Raw genomic sequence first — 17382 nt, 5'->3', positions numbered from 1 at the left:
GTAAATGCAGACGGAACAGTAACAGTTCCGGCCAACACCCCATCTGGAAACTATTCAGTAAGCTATACGATTTGTGAAGTAAACAACCCATTGAATTGTAGTACTATTAGCTCTACGGTAGTAGTAAGTGCCCCAGCGATTGTTGAAGTTCCATCAATTGCCATAATTAAGACAGCGGTATTTAATGATGAAAATAGTAATGGGAATGCTGATGCTGGCGAAACAATAACTTATAACTTCAAGGTTACTAATACTGGAAATGTTCCTTTGTACAATATTACTGTTTCAGATCCATTAGCTGGTATTATTATGTCAGGAGGTCCAATAGATTTGAATGTAAATGATACGGATGAAGTTTCTTTTAGTGCTCAATATAGCATCACGCAAAATGATATTAATAATGGAAGTGTTAGTAATCAGGCTAGTGTAATGGGTAGTGCTCAAAGTGGAATTAAAGTTGAGGATAAGTCCGATAACATAAATAATCTAGGTGACAATCCAACAGTTTTATTATTAAGTGGATGTGTAATCAAAATTTTTAATGCCGTTTCAATAAATGGTGATAGTATGAACGAAAGATTCTATATACAAGGAATAGAATGTTATCCTGACAATACAGTTCAAATTTATAATCGTTGGGGTGTATTGGTTTTTGAAAGAGATCATTACAATAATACCGATGTTGCCTTTAGAGGAATTTCAGAAGGACGTGTTACCATTAAAGAATCAAATGGATTACCAGAGGGAACATATTATTATATCATAAAATATAAAGACCATCAATCTACTCCTCATCAGGAAGCGGGTTATCTGTACTTGACCAAATAATATTCTATGCTAATTAATTGGCTTGTTGAAGTTGAGCTGTTATTAAAAATGAAAAAAATGAAAAAGTTAATTTTAGTTTTACTGTTTTGTTCAACTGCAAGCTTTGCACAGCAGGATGCACAATTTACACAATACATGTATAATACCATTAATGTGAATCCTGCTTATGCGGGATCACGTGGAGTACTGAGTATTTTTGGTTTATATCGTACCCAATGGGTTGGGTTAGATGGCGCTCCGGAAACGAGTAGTTTTTCTGTAAATACACCAGTTGGTAATAACGTTGGGTTAGGAGTTTCATTGATCAATGATAAAATAGGCCCAACGAATGAGAATAACTTATCGGCAGATTTTTCGTATTCTATACCAACATCGGCTACAGCCAAATTATCTTTTGGTATAAAAGGATCAGCAAATTTATTCAAATTAGATCCAACTAAATTAACACCGGAAAATCAGGGAGATCCACAATTTCAGGATTTCAAAAATAAATTCACGCCTAATATTGGAGCCGGAGTTTACTGGCATACAGATAAAGCTTATGTAGGTTTATCGGTTCCTAATTTCATTCAGACCAATCGTTATGATGATAATGATGTTACGATTTACAAAGACAAAATCAACTATTATTTTATCGCAGGTTACGTATTTGATTTAGATCGTTATGAAACCGTAAAATTTAAACCGGCTATAATGATAAAAATGGTAGAAGGTTCACCATTGCAAGTAGATGCATCGGCTAACTTTATGTTCAACGATAAATTTGTAATTGGAGTGGCTTACAGATGGAGTGCTTCGGTAAGTGCATTGGCTGGTTTTCAAATCACAGATGGTTTGTATTTGGGTTATGCTTACGATCGTGAAACAACCAAATTAGTGAATTATAATTCAGGATCGCACGAGATATTCCTGCGTTTTGAATTCTTAAACAAATATGGACGTATAACTTCACCAAGATTTTTCTAATTATGAAAGTTAAAAATATAATTTATGCTGCTGTTTTGTCGTCTGTTTGTTTTAACGGAACGGCTCAAAAAACAGTTTTGAATAAGGCAGAGAAGAAGTACAATCAATATGCTTTTGTAGACGCTATTGCAATTTATGAAAAAGTAGCAGAAAGCGGATATAAGGATGAAAAAATGTTTCAGAGATTAGGAAACTCCTATTATTTTAATGCCGAATTACCGAAAGCTGCAAAGTGGTATGACGCGCTTTTTGCTTTTAATGAGCAGCAAGAACCTGAATATTATTATAGATATGCTCAGGCACTGAAATCTGTGGGTGATTATGCCAAATCAGATAAAATGCTGGAAATTTTTAATTTGAAAATTAAAACCGATACAAGAGGAGTTTTATTCCAAAACAATAAAAATTATCTGGAACAGATTAAAGCGAATTCAGGAAGATTTGATATCGAAAATGCCGGAATTAATTCGCAACAATCAGATTACGGAAGTACAATTTATAATAATAAATTAGTATTTGCTTCTGCTCGTGATACCGGAAGTGTTGTTAAAAAAACATTTAAATGGACTAATAAATCATTTACGAATTTATTTACTGCGGAGTTAAAAGCGGATGGAACTTTAGAAAATCCAATTCGGTTTGAGAAAAAGATCAATTCTAAATTTAATGAATCTTCTCCGGTCTTCACCAAAGATGGCAAAACAATGTACTTTACCCGAAACAATTTTTTAGGCGGTAAAAAAGGAAAAGACAATAAAAAAGTTACATTATTGAAATTGTACAAAGCCGATTTTATTAATGATAAATGGACCAATGTTATAGAGTTGCCTTTTAATAGTGATCAATATAGTATTGCGCATCCTGCTTTAAGTCTGGACGAAAAAAAGCTGTATTTCGCATCAGATATGCCGGGAAGTTTAGGGCAATCAGATTTGTTTAGTGTTATTATTAATGAAGATGAAACCTTCGGGAAACCTGAAAATTTAGGAACTGTAATTAATACCGAAGGAAGAGAAACATTCCCTTTTATATCCGGAGATAATGAACTTTATTTTTCAAGCGACGGACGTCCTGGATTAGGCGGACTTGATGTATTTGTGGCAAAAATCAAGGAAGATTCTACTTTTGATCTGGTAAAAAATATTGGAGAACCCATAAATACCAAGTCGGATGATTTTGCTTTTATAATTGACAGCAATACACGTAAAGGTTACTTCTCATCCAACAAAGAAGGCGGAATTGGAAATGATGATATCTATAAATTCACAGAAACAAAAAGACTGGATTGTGAAAAAAAAATATTTGGAATTGTTTCAGATTCTCAAACGAACGAAGCTTTAGCCGATGCAAAAGTAATTTTGCTTGACGATAAGTTTAAGGAAATGGCAACAATAATTTCGGATAAAAACGGAAGTTACAATTTTGATGTAAAATGCAATCAAACCTATTATGTAAGAGTTTCAAAACAAGATTATGAAACTAATGAAAGTCCGGTTACAATTCAGCCAACAAATGATAAACCTGAAGTAGATATTAAATTAAATAAACAAATCAAGCAAATAGAGGTAGGGACAGATTTGGCTAAAACGTTAGAGATTCCTATTATTTATTTTGATCTTGATAAATCATTTATTTGTCAGGAAGCTGCTTTTGAATTAGAGAAAGTACTTGCTGTAATGAAACAATATCCTGAAATGAATATCGATGTTCGTTCTCATACAGACAGTAGACAGACTAAGGAATATAATATGAGATTGTCTAATAAAAGAGCAAAAGCAACAATCGAATGGTTTGTAAAACGAGGAATTGCCCCAACCAGAATATCAGGGAAAGGTTATGGCGAAAGTCAGTTAATCAATAAATGTTCAGATAATGTAGCTTGTACAGAAGATGAACATCAGTTAAACAGAAGAAGTGAATTTGTAATTGTTTCAATGCAATAAGAACTTACAAATCATTATCGATAAAAACAAAGTCCTAAAAAGTGTGTAAGTTTTAAAAATAACGGGGTTTAACTTTTTAAATAAAGTTGAACCCCTTTTTCAAATATAGTTAAGAACTGATTGAGTAATAATTCCTAATTATGGATTAGAATAGCCCGTTTTTTGGTCAGTTCTATTCAAATAGACCTATATTTCTTAAAAGGGTTCTGTCGCATTTGGGAATAGCTTTTATCTTTGGAATTTTAAAACTAAAAAAAATGAATACCAATGGTCAGAGCTATCCAAAATCTATTCTTCTTCGGGCAGTGTATTTTAAATTAAAATTTACCCTTACTTACAGGGATGTATAAGAGATCATGAAAATGCACGGAGTTCATGTTGATCATGCTACTATTCAACGCTGGGGCTATACGTTTACACCTTTCATTGAGTTAGAAATAAAGAAGAGAAAAGGCAGAGTGGGGGCGAGCTGGAGATTGGATCAGACCTATATCAAAGTAAAAGGTATATGGTGTTACTTATATCGAGCGGTAGATAAATTAGGTAATAAGGTTGACTTTCTTTTGACCAGAAAAAGACAAAGAATGAGCGCTCAGCCTTTTCTAATTAAAAATTAATAATAATTGCCGGCCAAGAGTAATAAACATTGATAAAAGCGGTTCTAATACTGCAGCAATCAAAGTCTGTAACAAGCGTTCGTTCTCAAAGATTAAAATCCGGCAGTGTAAATATCTCAACAATATTGTCGAACAGGACCATCGATTTATAAAATGGAGGATACAAAATGGGTTAGGCTTTAAAAATTTTGAATCGGCAAGACGAACATTGAGCGGAATTGAAGTTTTGCATATGCTGAGAAAGAATCAGATGATTGAATCAGGGGTAACTATGTTTAAATCATTCTGTAAATTGGCAGACTAACTTTAAAATTACTTAAAGTGTTATATCTGATTCTGACAGATGCGACAGAACCATTGTTGAAGGATTTCTTGATTTATGAAATGTAATAATCAAAAAATTAAAAAAAAGTCCTTTACAAAGAGTAAAGGACTTTCTGCTTAAATTCAAATCTTCCAAATTTAAATTTGTTTAGGGGACTAAACTAAAGTAAAAATAGATAAATTAAGCTTTAGTTGTTAGAAAAATATTTAAATAAAAAAGTTATTGTAAATACCATAAAATATTTCTGATCATCCGTACTCATAATCTAAGTTTTTTAATTCGTTAACTAATCTGATATTTTCGTTTTTAGATTTTTAAGTAGATGTCAATTTATGTAACAGTAGTAAAAAAAAGATATCGACTCCAAATGCCATGTGCCATATTTTGCCACAAAACTTATTACTAATTTTTTAAACATTTTAGATATAGAATTCTATTCCTTGGTGTTGTGATCGCGAATCGAACTTGGTAAAATAAAAAAAACAACTAAAAAACAAGGAGCTTTTATAATATATTTAATGTCTTGTCCTGAAATAGCGATACACAAAAAGTATCATTATGGAAAAAGATCAAGAATTGCGCTATGTAAAGCGCACCCAAAAAGATTACAGCATGTCTTTTAAGCTTCAAATTATTCAGTAAATAGAACAAGGAAGAATTTCAATTTCCCAGGTTAAAAAAGATTATGCCATTCAGTCCCGTTCTACAATCGTTCAATGGCTTCGAAAATTTGGTAACTTTGATTGGGACAATCAAACACCTTCTGCTATGCCAAAATCTCCTGAACAAAAAATAATGGAACTTGAAGCCAAAGTGAAGTTATTAGAAAAACAAAAATCATTTTTAGAACAGCAGGCTTACGTTGCCGATAAAAAAGCTATTATTTTCGATATGATGATTGATATAGCAGAAAAAGAATATCAAATTGACATTCGAAAAAACTCACCACCCGAACAATCGAACATTTTAAAGAAGAACATCAACAAACAATAATGTTTGCCTGTACTTTGTTCGGGATAGACAGACAGGTTTATTATCGAAGAATAAAAAGAACCAGTTCCAGAAAGCTTATTGCCTCAGAAGTTATTAGTCTGGTTTTGAAAATTAGAAATACAATGCCCCGGATAGGAGCAAAAAAACTGTATTATCTTTTAAAAATCCAATTGAATCAACTCAAAATCGGCAGGGATAAATTTATAGATATACTTAGAGCTAATCATTTATTATTAACACCTAGACGTTCTTATCATATAACAACAAACTCTCATCATAGATTTAGAAAGCATGAGAATCTAATATTGGATTTAAAAATCTGCAGACCAGAACAAGTCTGGGTATCAGATATAACTTATGTTGGAAAAAGAGAGAATCCATGTTATTTAAGTCTTATAACAGATGCTTACTCTAAAAAAATAATGGGTTTTTATGTGGCAGATAATATGAATACTAAAAGCAGTTTAACAGCTTTAAAAAATGCAATAAAACAGCGCCGAGACAAAGGAAAAACATTAATCCACCATTCAGATAGAGGACTGCAGTATTGTTCTGATCAATATCAAAAACTATTATATAAAAACAATATAAGATGCAGTATGACACAAAACTCTGATCCTTATGAAAATGCAGTGGCGGAGAGAATAAATGGAATTTTAAAACAAGAATTTAATATTGATAAATTTAATCAGCAACTTGCTGTGATGAAGATTTTAATAAAAGATGCAATTGATCTTTATAATAATGAAAGGCCCCATTATTCTAATTATATGCTAACACCCAATCAAATGCACAAACAAAACATAGTAGAAATGAGAACTTATAAAACAAAAACACCTGCAAAAAAAAGTTCTTACAGGTGTTTAATTAAATATATTTGTCTAATAATCTGTATCGATTATTTAGGACTAGTCATAAATCTAAACTTTGCCAATAAATGATTCTCTAGTTTTAAAAAATAGCTTGTGCTACAATTTTACAACAGAGTAGCAAAATTAAATGAATTAAAAATTTTGGTAATAATTTTTGTTAGCAATATTTTAATAAAAGACCCGGTTGGGTAACATGGATGATAGTTAGTAGTAAATTCTATAAACCAATGGAATTATTATGTACTGACAAAAAATAAAAAGTAAAAAAGAAACAGTCTATATTTCATTTAGATAATTTAGTAATCATTCGAACTTATGTTTTTAAATATTTGTTTAAAAGCGTTATAGTTTGTTTCTTAAAAATAGATGCACCGATTCTGCATCTAGATTTAAATATATCTTTTTTCAATATTTTATCTGCTTACAAATATGTAATACACATTTGAACAAGAGCTTCTTAAATATTGATTTTTTTAAGGTTTTCTTTTTCTAAATAAATCGTACTAGGATTTTACCACAAAATTTTGATGGTTAATTATCTTTAAAAAATACTTGTTCTTTTTGGCGAAATTGTAGGCAGACCCAAATAAAACTTGTGCTATAAATGCTTTATTTGACTAATAAGGTATTCTGATTTATCAAAACTGAAAGTTAAATCTTTGGTTAAAAATTATTCTTTAGAAAATTACAAGTGCTGCAATAAATTACTCCTTCACGAGAGACATTTTTTTTCTGCTACATTTTAGTTGCAGTTTGAGTTTTATCTAATATGTGATTCCAATTATGTGAATAAAAACAATATTGAGTCAAAAGTGAAATATTAATGGGAAGAGTATCTAAAATTGGCATCATTTATCGTTAATTGCACCATTTGATTACGACGGTCTTCGACAAGGCTTATTCTTTTAACTATCATTTTTAAGTATAATTCTATTAATTCGATTGAATATTTTTAAGTGCACAAAAACACCGCGTAGTACAGAACTACTTTTGATCAATAATTCAGCACAAACAAATTACAGCAACTTAATTTCTTCTGTAATGATAACAAAACATTCTTTAGACGATTTAGCGATTCCATAATGAAGGAATGCTAACTTTTAAATTACTAAAATTCTTATTTGATTGTGACTGATGAGATGCATCCAAATGGAGTCTGAAAGGAAAAATCCCCTAATTTTTAATCTACTTTTTGTTTGAATATCCATTTTTTTTAAGTTAATAGATGCGACAGAATAAAGAAATACTAATGTAGTTTTTTTTTTACAAGAAAAAGTAATGTGTAAGTTTTTTTTTGTATATTTGATTGAAAAATAAGTGTTTATAGTATCTGATTATTACTGTAAGCTTAGTATTTATTTGTGTTTATTAGAAATGAAGTGGAAATATTTTATTACATAGATTTTTAACTATAAATAAAGAAAACATGAAAGTTAGAAAATTAAATTTAGTAGTATTAGTTCTTTTTATTGCTTTTAAAAGTAATGCAGCTAATCCTCCTCCTCCTCAACCTGCATCTATTCCACCTCCTGTGGGGGCTGAAGTACCTATAGATTCTAATATATCTGTATTATTTTTATTTGGTGCAGCGCTTGGTTTATTTTTTATTTCACGAAGAATAAGTCAAAAGCAATAGCAAATACTTTATAAAATTTTCGTGATCAAAATTACGTAGATTCAAATCTTTTTTTGAGTTGATTAATAATTGTAAAATTGAAAGTTATGAAGAAAACAATACTTATCTTTTCATTGCTCATCGTTACCAAAAGCATTTCTCAAATTTATTTTAGCTCTAGTGAATACATGTATGTAAAAAATGAAGTACTGTACGTGCAGCAAGATATAAATATGTCTTCTAACTCCAATTTATATTTAAGGAATAATTCCCAGTTGCTGCAAGGAACAATAGGTACTTCAAACAATACAGGTGCAGGTTTATTGTCTGTTTATCAGGAAGGGACTTCTGATAACTTTGAGTACAATTATTGGTGTTCTCCTGTTGGAAATGCCTCAGCTTCTTTAGGAAATGAAAACTTTGGCATTACGATGTTAAATCGTCCTACATCTTCAATTGTTTCAATTCCGATTACTGTTTTGCCAGCAAGCAATTACAATGGTACTGCAAGTCCGCTATCAATATCTTCAACTTGGATCTATAAATTAATTAACGCCAACAATTATTCGCAATGGATTTATGTGGGCGGCACTAAAACATTGGGCCCAGGTGAAGGTTTTTCCATGAAAGGAACCAGCGGAACTGACACAATAGATCCCGAGGGAACGGGTATAACGAATAATCCAGGAGCAGCGCAAAGATATGATTTTAGGGGAAAACCCAATGACGGCAATATAACTATTAGTTTAGGTGTTAATAATGCAACCCTAACAGGGAATCCCTATCCCTCTGCCTTGCATTTAAATGCTTTTCTTTTAGACGTTTCCAACGCAGCAACTGGCGGAGTAGCTTATTTTTGGGAACAAGATAAAACTGTAAATTCACATTATCTTACAAATTATAGAGGTGGATATGGAAGCTATTCACCTGTAAGTTTAGTCTCAAACGGCGTATATGTTCCCGCAACTTTTAATTCTTATAAACCAGATGGTTCTGTAAACACTACAGGATCCTCATCAGGACTGGTTATAGAGCGTAAATATTCTCCTGTTGGTCAAGGTTTCGTACTTAGTGCTACAGGTACTGGAATCGCAACTTTTAAGAACAGCCATAGGGTCTTTTATAAAGAGGGAACCGGTTTGTCAAAGTTTGACAAACACACCCCAAAACAGAGCAGTCCGAAAAAAGGAGATTCGAAAGAAAGTGAGCTAGAGGAGGTTTCACATTTTAAATTAAATGTTATAATTAATAATCAGTTTACCAGGCAGTTGGCCTTAGCTTTCGTGCCAGAAGCTACAGATGGAGTAGATTTTGGTATTGATGCTTTAAATATGGATCAGGCGCTGCCTAATGATGTTGGTTTTTGGATAGAAAATGGTAATTATGTGATTGAAGGTATAAATTTTGATGAAACAAAAAAAGTGCCATTAGCTTTAAAGGCTACAACAAGTACAACTTTTAAATTTAATGTTCCTGAAGTAATAAATTTTAATGGCGCACAGCCTATTTATATCTACGATGCGCTTGATCAATCCTATCATGATGTAAAGAATGGGCAGTATGAAGTGAATGTGCTGCCTGGAGTGTATTCTGATCGCTTTATGCTTACATTCAAAAATCAAATTTCACTTGGAATAGACACAAAGGCTACAAAGCAATTTTTTATTCATCAAGATAATGTTAATAATAATTTAACGGTTTCAAATCCAAATGCTTTAACATTGAAATCATTTAAATTGTATGATATGCTAGGTAGAGTTGTATTGTCGAAAAAAGATTTAGGATCTGATCAAAACTTCATTTTTTCAACCATAGGTTTAAGCGATGGTGTTTATATTTCTGAGTTGCTAACTATCGATAATGAAAGATCGACTGAAAAAATTATTATTTCAAATTCTGGTAAATAAAAGTTCATAAAAAATCGAAATAAAAACATCTATACATTTAACTAAATTTTAGAAAATATGATCAAAAAAATCAAACTACAAGATCAAAAAAAACTATTATTTTTCTTTTTCTTTTTATTGACTTTAATGGGAAATGCGCAAATCGGAATTGGGACAGTAACTCCAAATGCAAGTTCTATTTTGGATATTACTTCGACTACAAAAGGATTATTAGCGCCTAGAATGACAACTGTTCAAAAAAATGCTATTATCACTCCTACCGATGGATTAATAGTCTACGATACTGATTTGAAATTGTTTTATTACTATTCGAGTGGAACTTCTACATGGTTGCCAATTCTTAGTAGTTCGTCAGGAAGATTAAATTTTAAACGCATAAAATCTACGGATGTTTTGGCTACCGTTTTAGCCACGGAACTTGCAGCAGGAGGCGGAGCGAAGTATCTTTTAAGTTCTAATACATTGTATGAAATAAACGGAACAGTAGTATTTAATTTTCCCATAGATCTAAATAATGCTTATTTTCAAGGAGTAGATAGTAACGATGATATTGTACTCAGAACATCAGGTAATATTTTTGAAGGAGCAACTGGCGGCAGTATTAAAAATTTAACCCTTATTGCATCAGGAGGAAGTGTTTTTAATATTAACGCCGATGCAACCAAATACTTAACTTTCAGAGATTGTATTGTAGCTAATTCAGGTTCAGTCGGTACGCTCTCGGGTTTTGGATTGATATTTAGCAGTATCGTGCAATACACAGGAAATACAACAGGTATAACTTATAATAATATTAATCAATTACTATTAAGTAATATAGGCTGGTTTGGTACCAACTTAGGTACTTATGAAAAATTTACTGGCACCTTTAACCTTATTGAAAAACAAGGAGGTTTTAGTCAGGTGGACGGGAGTGCTATTGGTTTTGATGTTTCAACCGCAGGTTTAACAATAGCCGGTGATGCTGTTTTGGAATCTGTAGTTTTTACAGGAACTAATACGGCTGGATATGTAAAGCCATATACTGTAGGTACTTATACAGGCTATAATTTTAATAATAGTTGGACGGTTCGAGCTGCTGGAATACCTACCGAAGGTGATTCAAATGCTGCTGGAGATTTCTCTATGGATTATCCAGTTGGGTCAGGTGCTTCAACTACTTTTAATACTTCCAATCCTAGTAATATCGTAAAGGTGAATGGAATCTCAGCGTCTACTAATTTATTTAGGTTTGCATTAGATGCAACACCTAATAATAACAATAGGCTAAGATATACGGGAAAGAAGAAAAGAATTTTTCAGGTATCAGGTTCTATATCCTTTCAGGTTCCTGCGTTAGGTACTTATATAATATACATTGCAAAGAATGGGACTCCATTGACGCAATTTAAAATTTATGGTAGAGGATTGGCGGTGAACGATATATTAGTTCTTCCACTAAATGCTTCTGTTGAGTTAGCAAGCAATGACTATATTGAGGTTTTTGCACAGCGTTATACAGGAGGAACAACTGATGCTATAATTGTGCCTAATATGACTATTACTATTAGATAATAAAATTTAAATGTTGGAATCATGAACCCCCATTATTTATACCAGTTTATTTTTAACTTTTTTTAAGAGATTATTTGTTTATAAATCTGCGCAACGTTAGGGCTTAATCCTACCAAATGAGCAATATAAATAATCTCAAAAATGGTTAAAAAGAAATCAAGTTAATTTGTTAAGAATTATTTACAATTATTTAAGGAGATAATTATATGAGGCGTTTAGTAGTAAGCTAAATAGTTTTTTAAAGTTAATGAATTTAGTACTAATTATATTTATCTATAGATTGCATAGATGACTAGTTTATGGATAAGTAATCTTTTAAAATTGATCTTTTAAAATTGTTATAATATTCCCGGAAATTATAATTTAGGAGACTTTTGGGTAGCGAGTTTTGATACCCAATTTCAGGATTAATTAAAGTATCTTCTTGAACGAAATGGATTGTAATTACCTGTCAAATTAAACCTGTCAAATCTTAAAGAAATGTTTAAAATTGTTGAAAGTGCAATTGTTGAATGATTTCTTGATTTATGAAATGTAATAATCAAAAAATTTAAAAAAGTCATTTACAAAGAGTAAAGGAGTTTCTGTTTAAATTCAAATCCTCCAAATTTAAATTTGTTTAGGGTACTAAAGCAAATATAGATAAATTAAGCTTTAGTTGTTAGAGAAATATTTAAATAGAAAAGTTATTGTAAATACCATTAAATATTTCTGATCATCCGTAATGATAATCTAAGTTTTTTATTTCGGTAACTAATCTGATATTTTCGGGTTTAGATTCAATTACCATTTTTAAGGAATTGAAGGGCGCGAAACGGTTTAACGCGTTTTGTCAAAATATTTATCGCACGCGACTAAAAATCCACAGAGAAGCATAATTTTTGTGATACAAGAAATTTGTAGTTTAATTCTTGCTTTATTAACATGAGGGCCATTTCGTGATATTTTTTTATTAATGGAATCTAAGGATTCACCTATCTAAGGAAACTTGTATTTTGTCTGCATAAACTTGCCGTTTGTCTTCTTGATATAAAATATAAACTTATATAAATCTAATTTTATTGAATATAAATATAAAATATAGTAACTATGTATTCAATAAACCCTTTGCTTAAATACCTTGGCTTCCTCTATATTTTAATATGTTTGGAGTTTTTATATACTATTTTTAAAACTTTAATTAGTTCATAGTATTCCATGAAATTTAATGCTATTATTTGTTTTGTAATTTTAAGCATTTAAATATTACAGGTAGCGAACGACTTTGAACTTGTTATAAAGACAGTAGTAATAATTCTTTAATAGTAATTTGTACACAGCAATTATTTTACATAAATCTACTAATTATAATGATTTTTATGCTAGAGAGTCTAACGTTCATTTTTTGTATACACATGAACACTATAAGATTAATTAAATTATTGTATTGGAATTAGTATTAAACATTTACTAAAATAATTTGCTTTAGTTAAATATCTTTTTAAGTAGAAGTAATCTGTTTTATACTTGTAATTAGGCATGTTCCTAGAGCTTCAGGCTTTTAAAACTTAAATTTTATCTCTATGGCAATATACACCGCTATAACCTTTTTTCTCTTGTTAATTATTCTTTCAGTGATAAATCCTCGATTGAATTTTTTTGGTTTATCCAATAAAAAGAGAGTACGCAGTATTGTAGGGTTAGTACTGTTTTTAAAACTAGTAGAGGTTATATTTATAGCTAGTATAATAAATCTAGCTAATAGCAGTAATTTGATTGGTTCAGATTTCCAAATTGTTTTGTTTACTGTGGCATCAATTATTATAAACATGCTCATTATGTATGAAACAAAATTTAACCTAAATAAGAAAGATGAAAAAATGCTTATAGCTGAAGAAGATTTCAGACTGGTTCTAGAGTCTTTTCCACATGCATTAATTAAGTCTGATAGCGATGGTAATATTATCATGGCCAACAAGAAAGTAGAAAAAATGTTTGGGTATGGCCGTGAAGTAATTGTTGGTAAAAATATGGAAGTGCTAATTCCTCATTACGCTTTGCTAATTCCTCATTGGAGCAGTGATTTCTGCGAATCCAAAGTTCAATCCATTTTATTAGAACAGGGACTTCATTTGCATGCTATAGATAATGATGGTAAAGAATTTCCAGTAGAAGTAGAAATCAATCCTCTCATAACGGAAAAAGGGATCATGTTTTTGTCTTCAATCATAAATACAACCGAAAGAAAAAAGCATGAAAATATAATTAACAAACAGATGATTGAAATTCAGCAGAAGAGTGAACAAATAGAACAATTTAACTATATAGCTTCACATGATTTACAGGAGCCTCTGAGAACGCTGTCCAACTATGTAATTCTTATCCAGGAAGATTATGGCTGCCAGTTATGTGATGACTTGAAATTACATTTAAAGGATATGGATAATGCAGTATCAAAAATGGCCTTATTAGTAAGATCTATATCAGATATTGGAAGGTTAGGTCGCAATAAGAAACTTACAAAAGAAAATTCATATGATATTTTGAAAAATGTTAGTAAAAACCTAAGCAGTCTAATAGATGATGCAAAACTAACAATAAAAATAGAAGGAATAATGCCTACACTTAACGTTTACCAACCTGAGTTTACCCAATTATTTCAAAATCTCATAAGTAATGCAGTAAAATTTCAACGTGTTGGTGTACAGCCTCATATAGTTATAGGTGCCGAAAAAAAAGGCCTTTTTTACGAATTTTACGTAAAGGACAATGGCATAGGTATCAATGTCAATCATTATGATCGAATTTTTCAATTATTTCAGCGGTTAAATCAGTGGGAGCAATATCAAGGATATGGTATAGGATTAGCTATTTGTCAAAAAATTGTTGAAATACACGGAGGAAAAATATGGGTAGAATCTGTACAAGGATCTGGAAGCACTTTTAAATTTACAATAGCAATTTTAGAATCATGAAACAAAAACTTGATTATATAATGCTTGTTGATGACAACAAGATTGATAACTTTTTCCACGAAAGAGTGATTAAAAAATATAACGCTGCTATCAAAGTAATTATAAAAGAATCAGCTAAAGAAGCCCTTTATTTTTTACAAAATAAGGACTATAGTAAAAATAGCCCTACCAGCGTTATATTTCTAGATATAAATATGCCTGGAATGAATGGTTGGGAATTCCTTGAAGAATATAAAAATCTAGATAAAAATTTACAATGTAAATTGATTGTAGTAATGCTTACAACCTCACAAAATCCGGACGATATTGAGATGGCAAAAAAGAACAATATTCTTTTCGGATTTAAAACCAAACCTTTAGATAAAGACATGCTAGCTAAAGTATTTGAAAAATATTACTTCTAGAACAATAGTTAGAGGAAGCTTATTTTTAAGATATCTAATTTAGATCAGATTGTAAAGTCTTATCGGATTTTTATAAAACTCACATAAATTACTTAAAGTTATCAAAAACTTTAAAAACATTTATCAAGCAGTGTTTCCATAAAATAAGGTTCTGTCGCATTGGGAAATACATTATATCTTTGGAATTTTAAGACTAAGAAAAAATGAATACCAAAGGTCATAGCTATCAAAAATCTATTATTTTTCAGGCAGTGTATTTTAAATTAACATTCCCCCCTTAGTTGCTGAGACGTTCAAGAAATAATAGAAATTAAAGGAGTTCTTGTGCATCATGCAACAATACAGCACTGTGTTTATAAGTTTATACCTTTCATTGAGATAGAGATGAACAATAGACAAGGCAGAGAGACGAGATGGAGAATGTATTTACAACTCAAGAACAATATTTACTTTATTGTTTTAAATGAAAAAGCAAATGTTTTATACATGTTCTTTGCAAGGGGGGCTCCAGTATATCAAAAATATTGACTAAACTGCCATTTTCTCCCTTGGCAGATTTATCTCATGTTTCTGTGGAAGGGGTGCGATTGGTCGTGCTTAAATGTTCGCGAATCATCTGCTGGTCCACTTTATAAGGATTGTCGCTATTGTCAGTGTAATGAACATCTTTTATCATTACAGATTGTTAGAAATTTTAAAGCTATTTAGTTCCTGATTTATAATAGTTTATTTAATCATTTTTTCTCTGACACGGAGTCAGATTAGGAATATGTAAAAAGTTTTTTTTAATGTGTTTTTTCCACAATATGAACTATATTTGTTCTCTCAAAATCTCATTAATGAAATAATTTCCTTAACTTTTAAATCTACCCGGATCTGTAAATTAGGATACGATTTTGGATTCGATAAATTACGTTTCATATCATACAATTTTTTGCCTATGGCTGTTAACTTAAAGAATGCCCAGAGATATATTTACTTAGCCGATGATGACATTGACGACAGGGATTTTTTTATTGATGCAATTAGGGAAATTGATCCCGATATGATCCTTAAAGTAGCTGAGGATGGTATGGACCTTATCGATAATGTGCTTACCCTCTCAGCATCAGAGCTTCCTGAGTTTATTTTTCTTGATATCAATATGCCCCGCAAATCAGGTTTTGAATGCCTGGAAGAAATAAGAAACCATAAGGGGAGTGTAAAAGAAGTAAATATTATCATGTTTTCCACCAGCAATGACCCTGAAAATATTCAGAAAGAATTGGAACTGGGAGCTGCATTTTACGCGGTCAAACCCAGTTCATTTGAAAAACTTAAATCCCTGCTTAAGGAAATCCTGACTATGAACCTTACTTCTTCTTTAAGAGAAAAAAGAAAATTTCTTCTTATTTAGTTTTGATCGCAGATTATCTGCACGCTCAGTGCATTGAGCTAAAATAAAACCAAAAAAGAGCGGGATAATCACAGCTTGCATTTTCTAAATATAATGTTTAAGAATTTGTGTGCTCATTTTTTTTAAGTAAATATTGGGCTTTTTTACCTTAAAATGCTGCCTCTTCTAAGAGCCGGTTTCTTCCAATACTATTTCCGGTTTATTTTCTACGCTCTTCTCGGCAGTCTGACTTCGTTTTTATGTGAAGGTAAAAATCTTTAAGGTGCCACGATGCGGGACATCTCTCAACAGGTCCATTAAAATTATTAATGCCGATTTAGCAGCTTTTTAAAAAGAGCTGAGAATCGGTAATTTTTGAGCAGGGTTTCCAGTCGAATGCATGGGGAGGAGAAATATTTTCAAAATAGCGTTTTATTTCTTCGGGTGTCAAGTTACAAAATTAAGCAAAAAGCACAGAATCTTCAAGGCCTGGCGGCTTTACCGGAACAGTATTTTTCTTGTTCCACTGTTATTTTTCTAATGGCATCTCAGATTCACCGAATTGCATTGTGTATTCAATGTCTTGTATGGTACATATAATATGTAGGATGAGGAGTTAGCAGTTTTCTTTTATTCCATTTTGGAAATGGTTTTAATTAAGGCACTTCTCTACTGAATAATGATTTTATAAATTTCCAAAATCTGCATGACCAACGCATCACGAGGTATTTCTGGCTGCATTCAGACACAGGATCGATATAGATAACTGAAACCTTTTCAATATAGTCTTCGATTGCCGATCCGCTCCGTTTGTGTTTGTTGATCTCTTCTCTTTTCTGCTGCACCATTTCTTCAATCTGCTCGTCAGTTAATATTGTGCCAGCTTCAGCGGATGCACTAAGGATTAATTCTCGTATAAAATCTCTTTCTTCAGCAATGCATTGTGTTATGTTGGAAAAAACGGTCAAATTGACCATAGATTTTCAGTTTAAAATGATCACTCGATTCGGAGCAAACTGATCACCTAAT

The 17382-nt window shown here is 31.3% G+C and carries 14 protein-coding genes; 13 read left to right on the top strand and 1 reads right to left on the bottom strand.

Annotated features, from left to right (window positions below; genetic code table 11):
- The 13 genes from GKZ86_RS24935 to GKZ86_RS24885 form a co-directional block, all read left to right on the top strand.
- The coding region (locus tag GKZ86_RS24935) for a gliding motility-associated C-terminal domain-containing protein (protein WP_154785724.1) at positions 1-828 on the top strand (828 nt) is incomplete at its 5' end.
- Positions 829-885: 57 nt separating this feature from the next.
- Positions 886-1794 carry a type IX secretion system membrane protein PorP/SprF gene (locus GKZ86_RS24930; protein ID WP_154785723.1) on the top strand — a complete coding sequence of 303 codons (909 nt, stop codon included), beginning with the start codon at positions 886-888 and terminating at the stop codon, positions 1792-1794.
- 2 nt (positions 1795-1796) lie between these two features.
- Positions 1797-3737 carry an OmpA family protein gene (locus GKZ86_RS24925; RefSeq protein WP_154785722.1) on the top strand — a complete coding sequence of 647 codons (1941 nt, stop codon included), beginning with the start codon at positions 1797-1799 and terminating at the stop codon, positions 3735-3737.
- Positions 3738-4093: 356 nt separating this feature from the next.
- Positions 4094-4354, top strand: coding sequence for a DDE-type integrase/transposase/recombinase (locus GKZ86_RS25660; RefSeq protein ID WP_370456798.1), 261 nt, complete (start codon positions 4094-4096; stop codon positions 4352-4354).
- Entirely contained in the window at positions 4350-4658 is a 309-nt protein-coding gene (locus GKZ86_RS25655) for a DDE-type integrase/transposase/recombinase (protein WP_205625929.1), read from the top strand. Before GKZ86_RS25660 ends, GKZ86_RS25655 begins: the two co-directional genes overlap by 5 nt.
- 789 nt (positions 4659-5447) lie before the next feature.
- Entirely contained in the window at positions 5448-5672 is a 225-nt protein-coding gene (locus GKZ86_RS25545; RefSeq protein WP_228526656.1) for a hypothetical protein, read from the top strand.
- Positions 5672-6613: an IS3 family transposase gene (locus tag GKZ86_RS24915; RefSeq protein WP_228526655.1), complete on the top strand. Its 942-nt coding sequence runs from the start codon at positions 5672-5674 to the stop codon at positions 6611-6613. Before GKZ86_RS25545 ends, GKZ86_RS24915 begins: the two co-directional genes overlap by 1 nt.
- Before the next feature lie 1357 nt (positions 6614-7970).
- Positions 7971-8180 (top strand): hypothetical protein, encoded by a 210-nt coding sequence (locus GKZ86_RS24910; RefSeq protein ID WP_154785721.1) that lies wholly within the window; start codon positions 7971-7973, stop codon positions 8178-8180.
- An 86-nt stretch (positions 8181-8266) separates the two neighbouring features.
- On the top strand, positions 8267-10066 hold the full coding sequence (locus GKZ86_RS24905) for a T9SS type A sorting domain-containing protein (RefSeq protein ID WP_228526654.1): 1800 nt from the start codon (positions 8267-8269) through the stop codon (positions 10064-10066).
- A 57-nt stretch (positions 10067-10123) separates the two neighbouring features.
- Positions 10124-11620 (top strand): hypothetical protein, encoded by a 1497-nt coding sequence (locus GKZ86_RS24900; protein WP_228526653.1) that lies wholly within the window; start codon positions 10124-10126, stop codon positions 11618-11620.
- 1562 nt (positions 11621-13182) lie between these two features.
- A complete protein-coding gene (locus tag GKZ86_RS24895) occupies positions 13183-14574 on the top strand; it encodes an ATP-binding protein (protein ID WP_154785720.1) in 1392 nt (463 codons plus the stop codon).
- On the top strand, positions 14571-14978 hold the full coding sequence (locus tag GKZ86_RS24890; protein ID WP_154785719.1) for a response regulator: 408 nt from the start codon (positions 14571-14573) through the stop codon (positions 14976-14978). The genes GKZ86_RS24895 and GKZ86_RS24890 overlap by 4 nt, the downstream gene beginning before the upstream one ends.
- A 940-nt stretch (positions 14979-15918) precedes the next feature.
- Positions 15919-16374 carry a response regulator gene (locus GKZ86_RS24885; RefSeq protein ID WP_154785718.1) on the top strand — a complete coding sequence of 152 codons (456 nt, stop codon included), beginning with the start codon at positions 15919-15921 and terminating at the stop codon, positions 16372-16374.
- A 635-nt stretch (positions 16375-17009) separates the two neighbouring features.
- Here GKZ86_RS24885 and GKZ86_RS24880 read toward each other — a convergent pair.
- The gene (locus GKZ86_RS24880) at positions 17010-17330 is read right to left on the bottom strand and encodes a hypothetical protein (protein ID WP_154785717.1); all 321 of its coding nucleotides are present in this window, start codon (positions 17328-17330) and stop codon (positions 17010-17012) included.
- Between the last annotated feature and the right edge of the window lie 52 nt (positions 17331-17382).

It is taken from the genome of Flavobacterium sp. LC2016-13 (assembly GCF_009707955.1).
Taxonomy (GTDB): domain Bacteria; phylum Bacteroidota; class Bacteroidia; order Flavobacteriales; family Flavobacteriaceae; genus Flavobacterium.
This window is presented reverse-complemented; position numbering and strand designations above follow the sequence as displayed.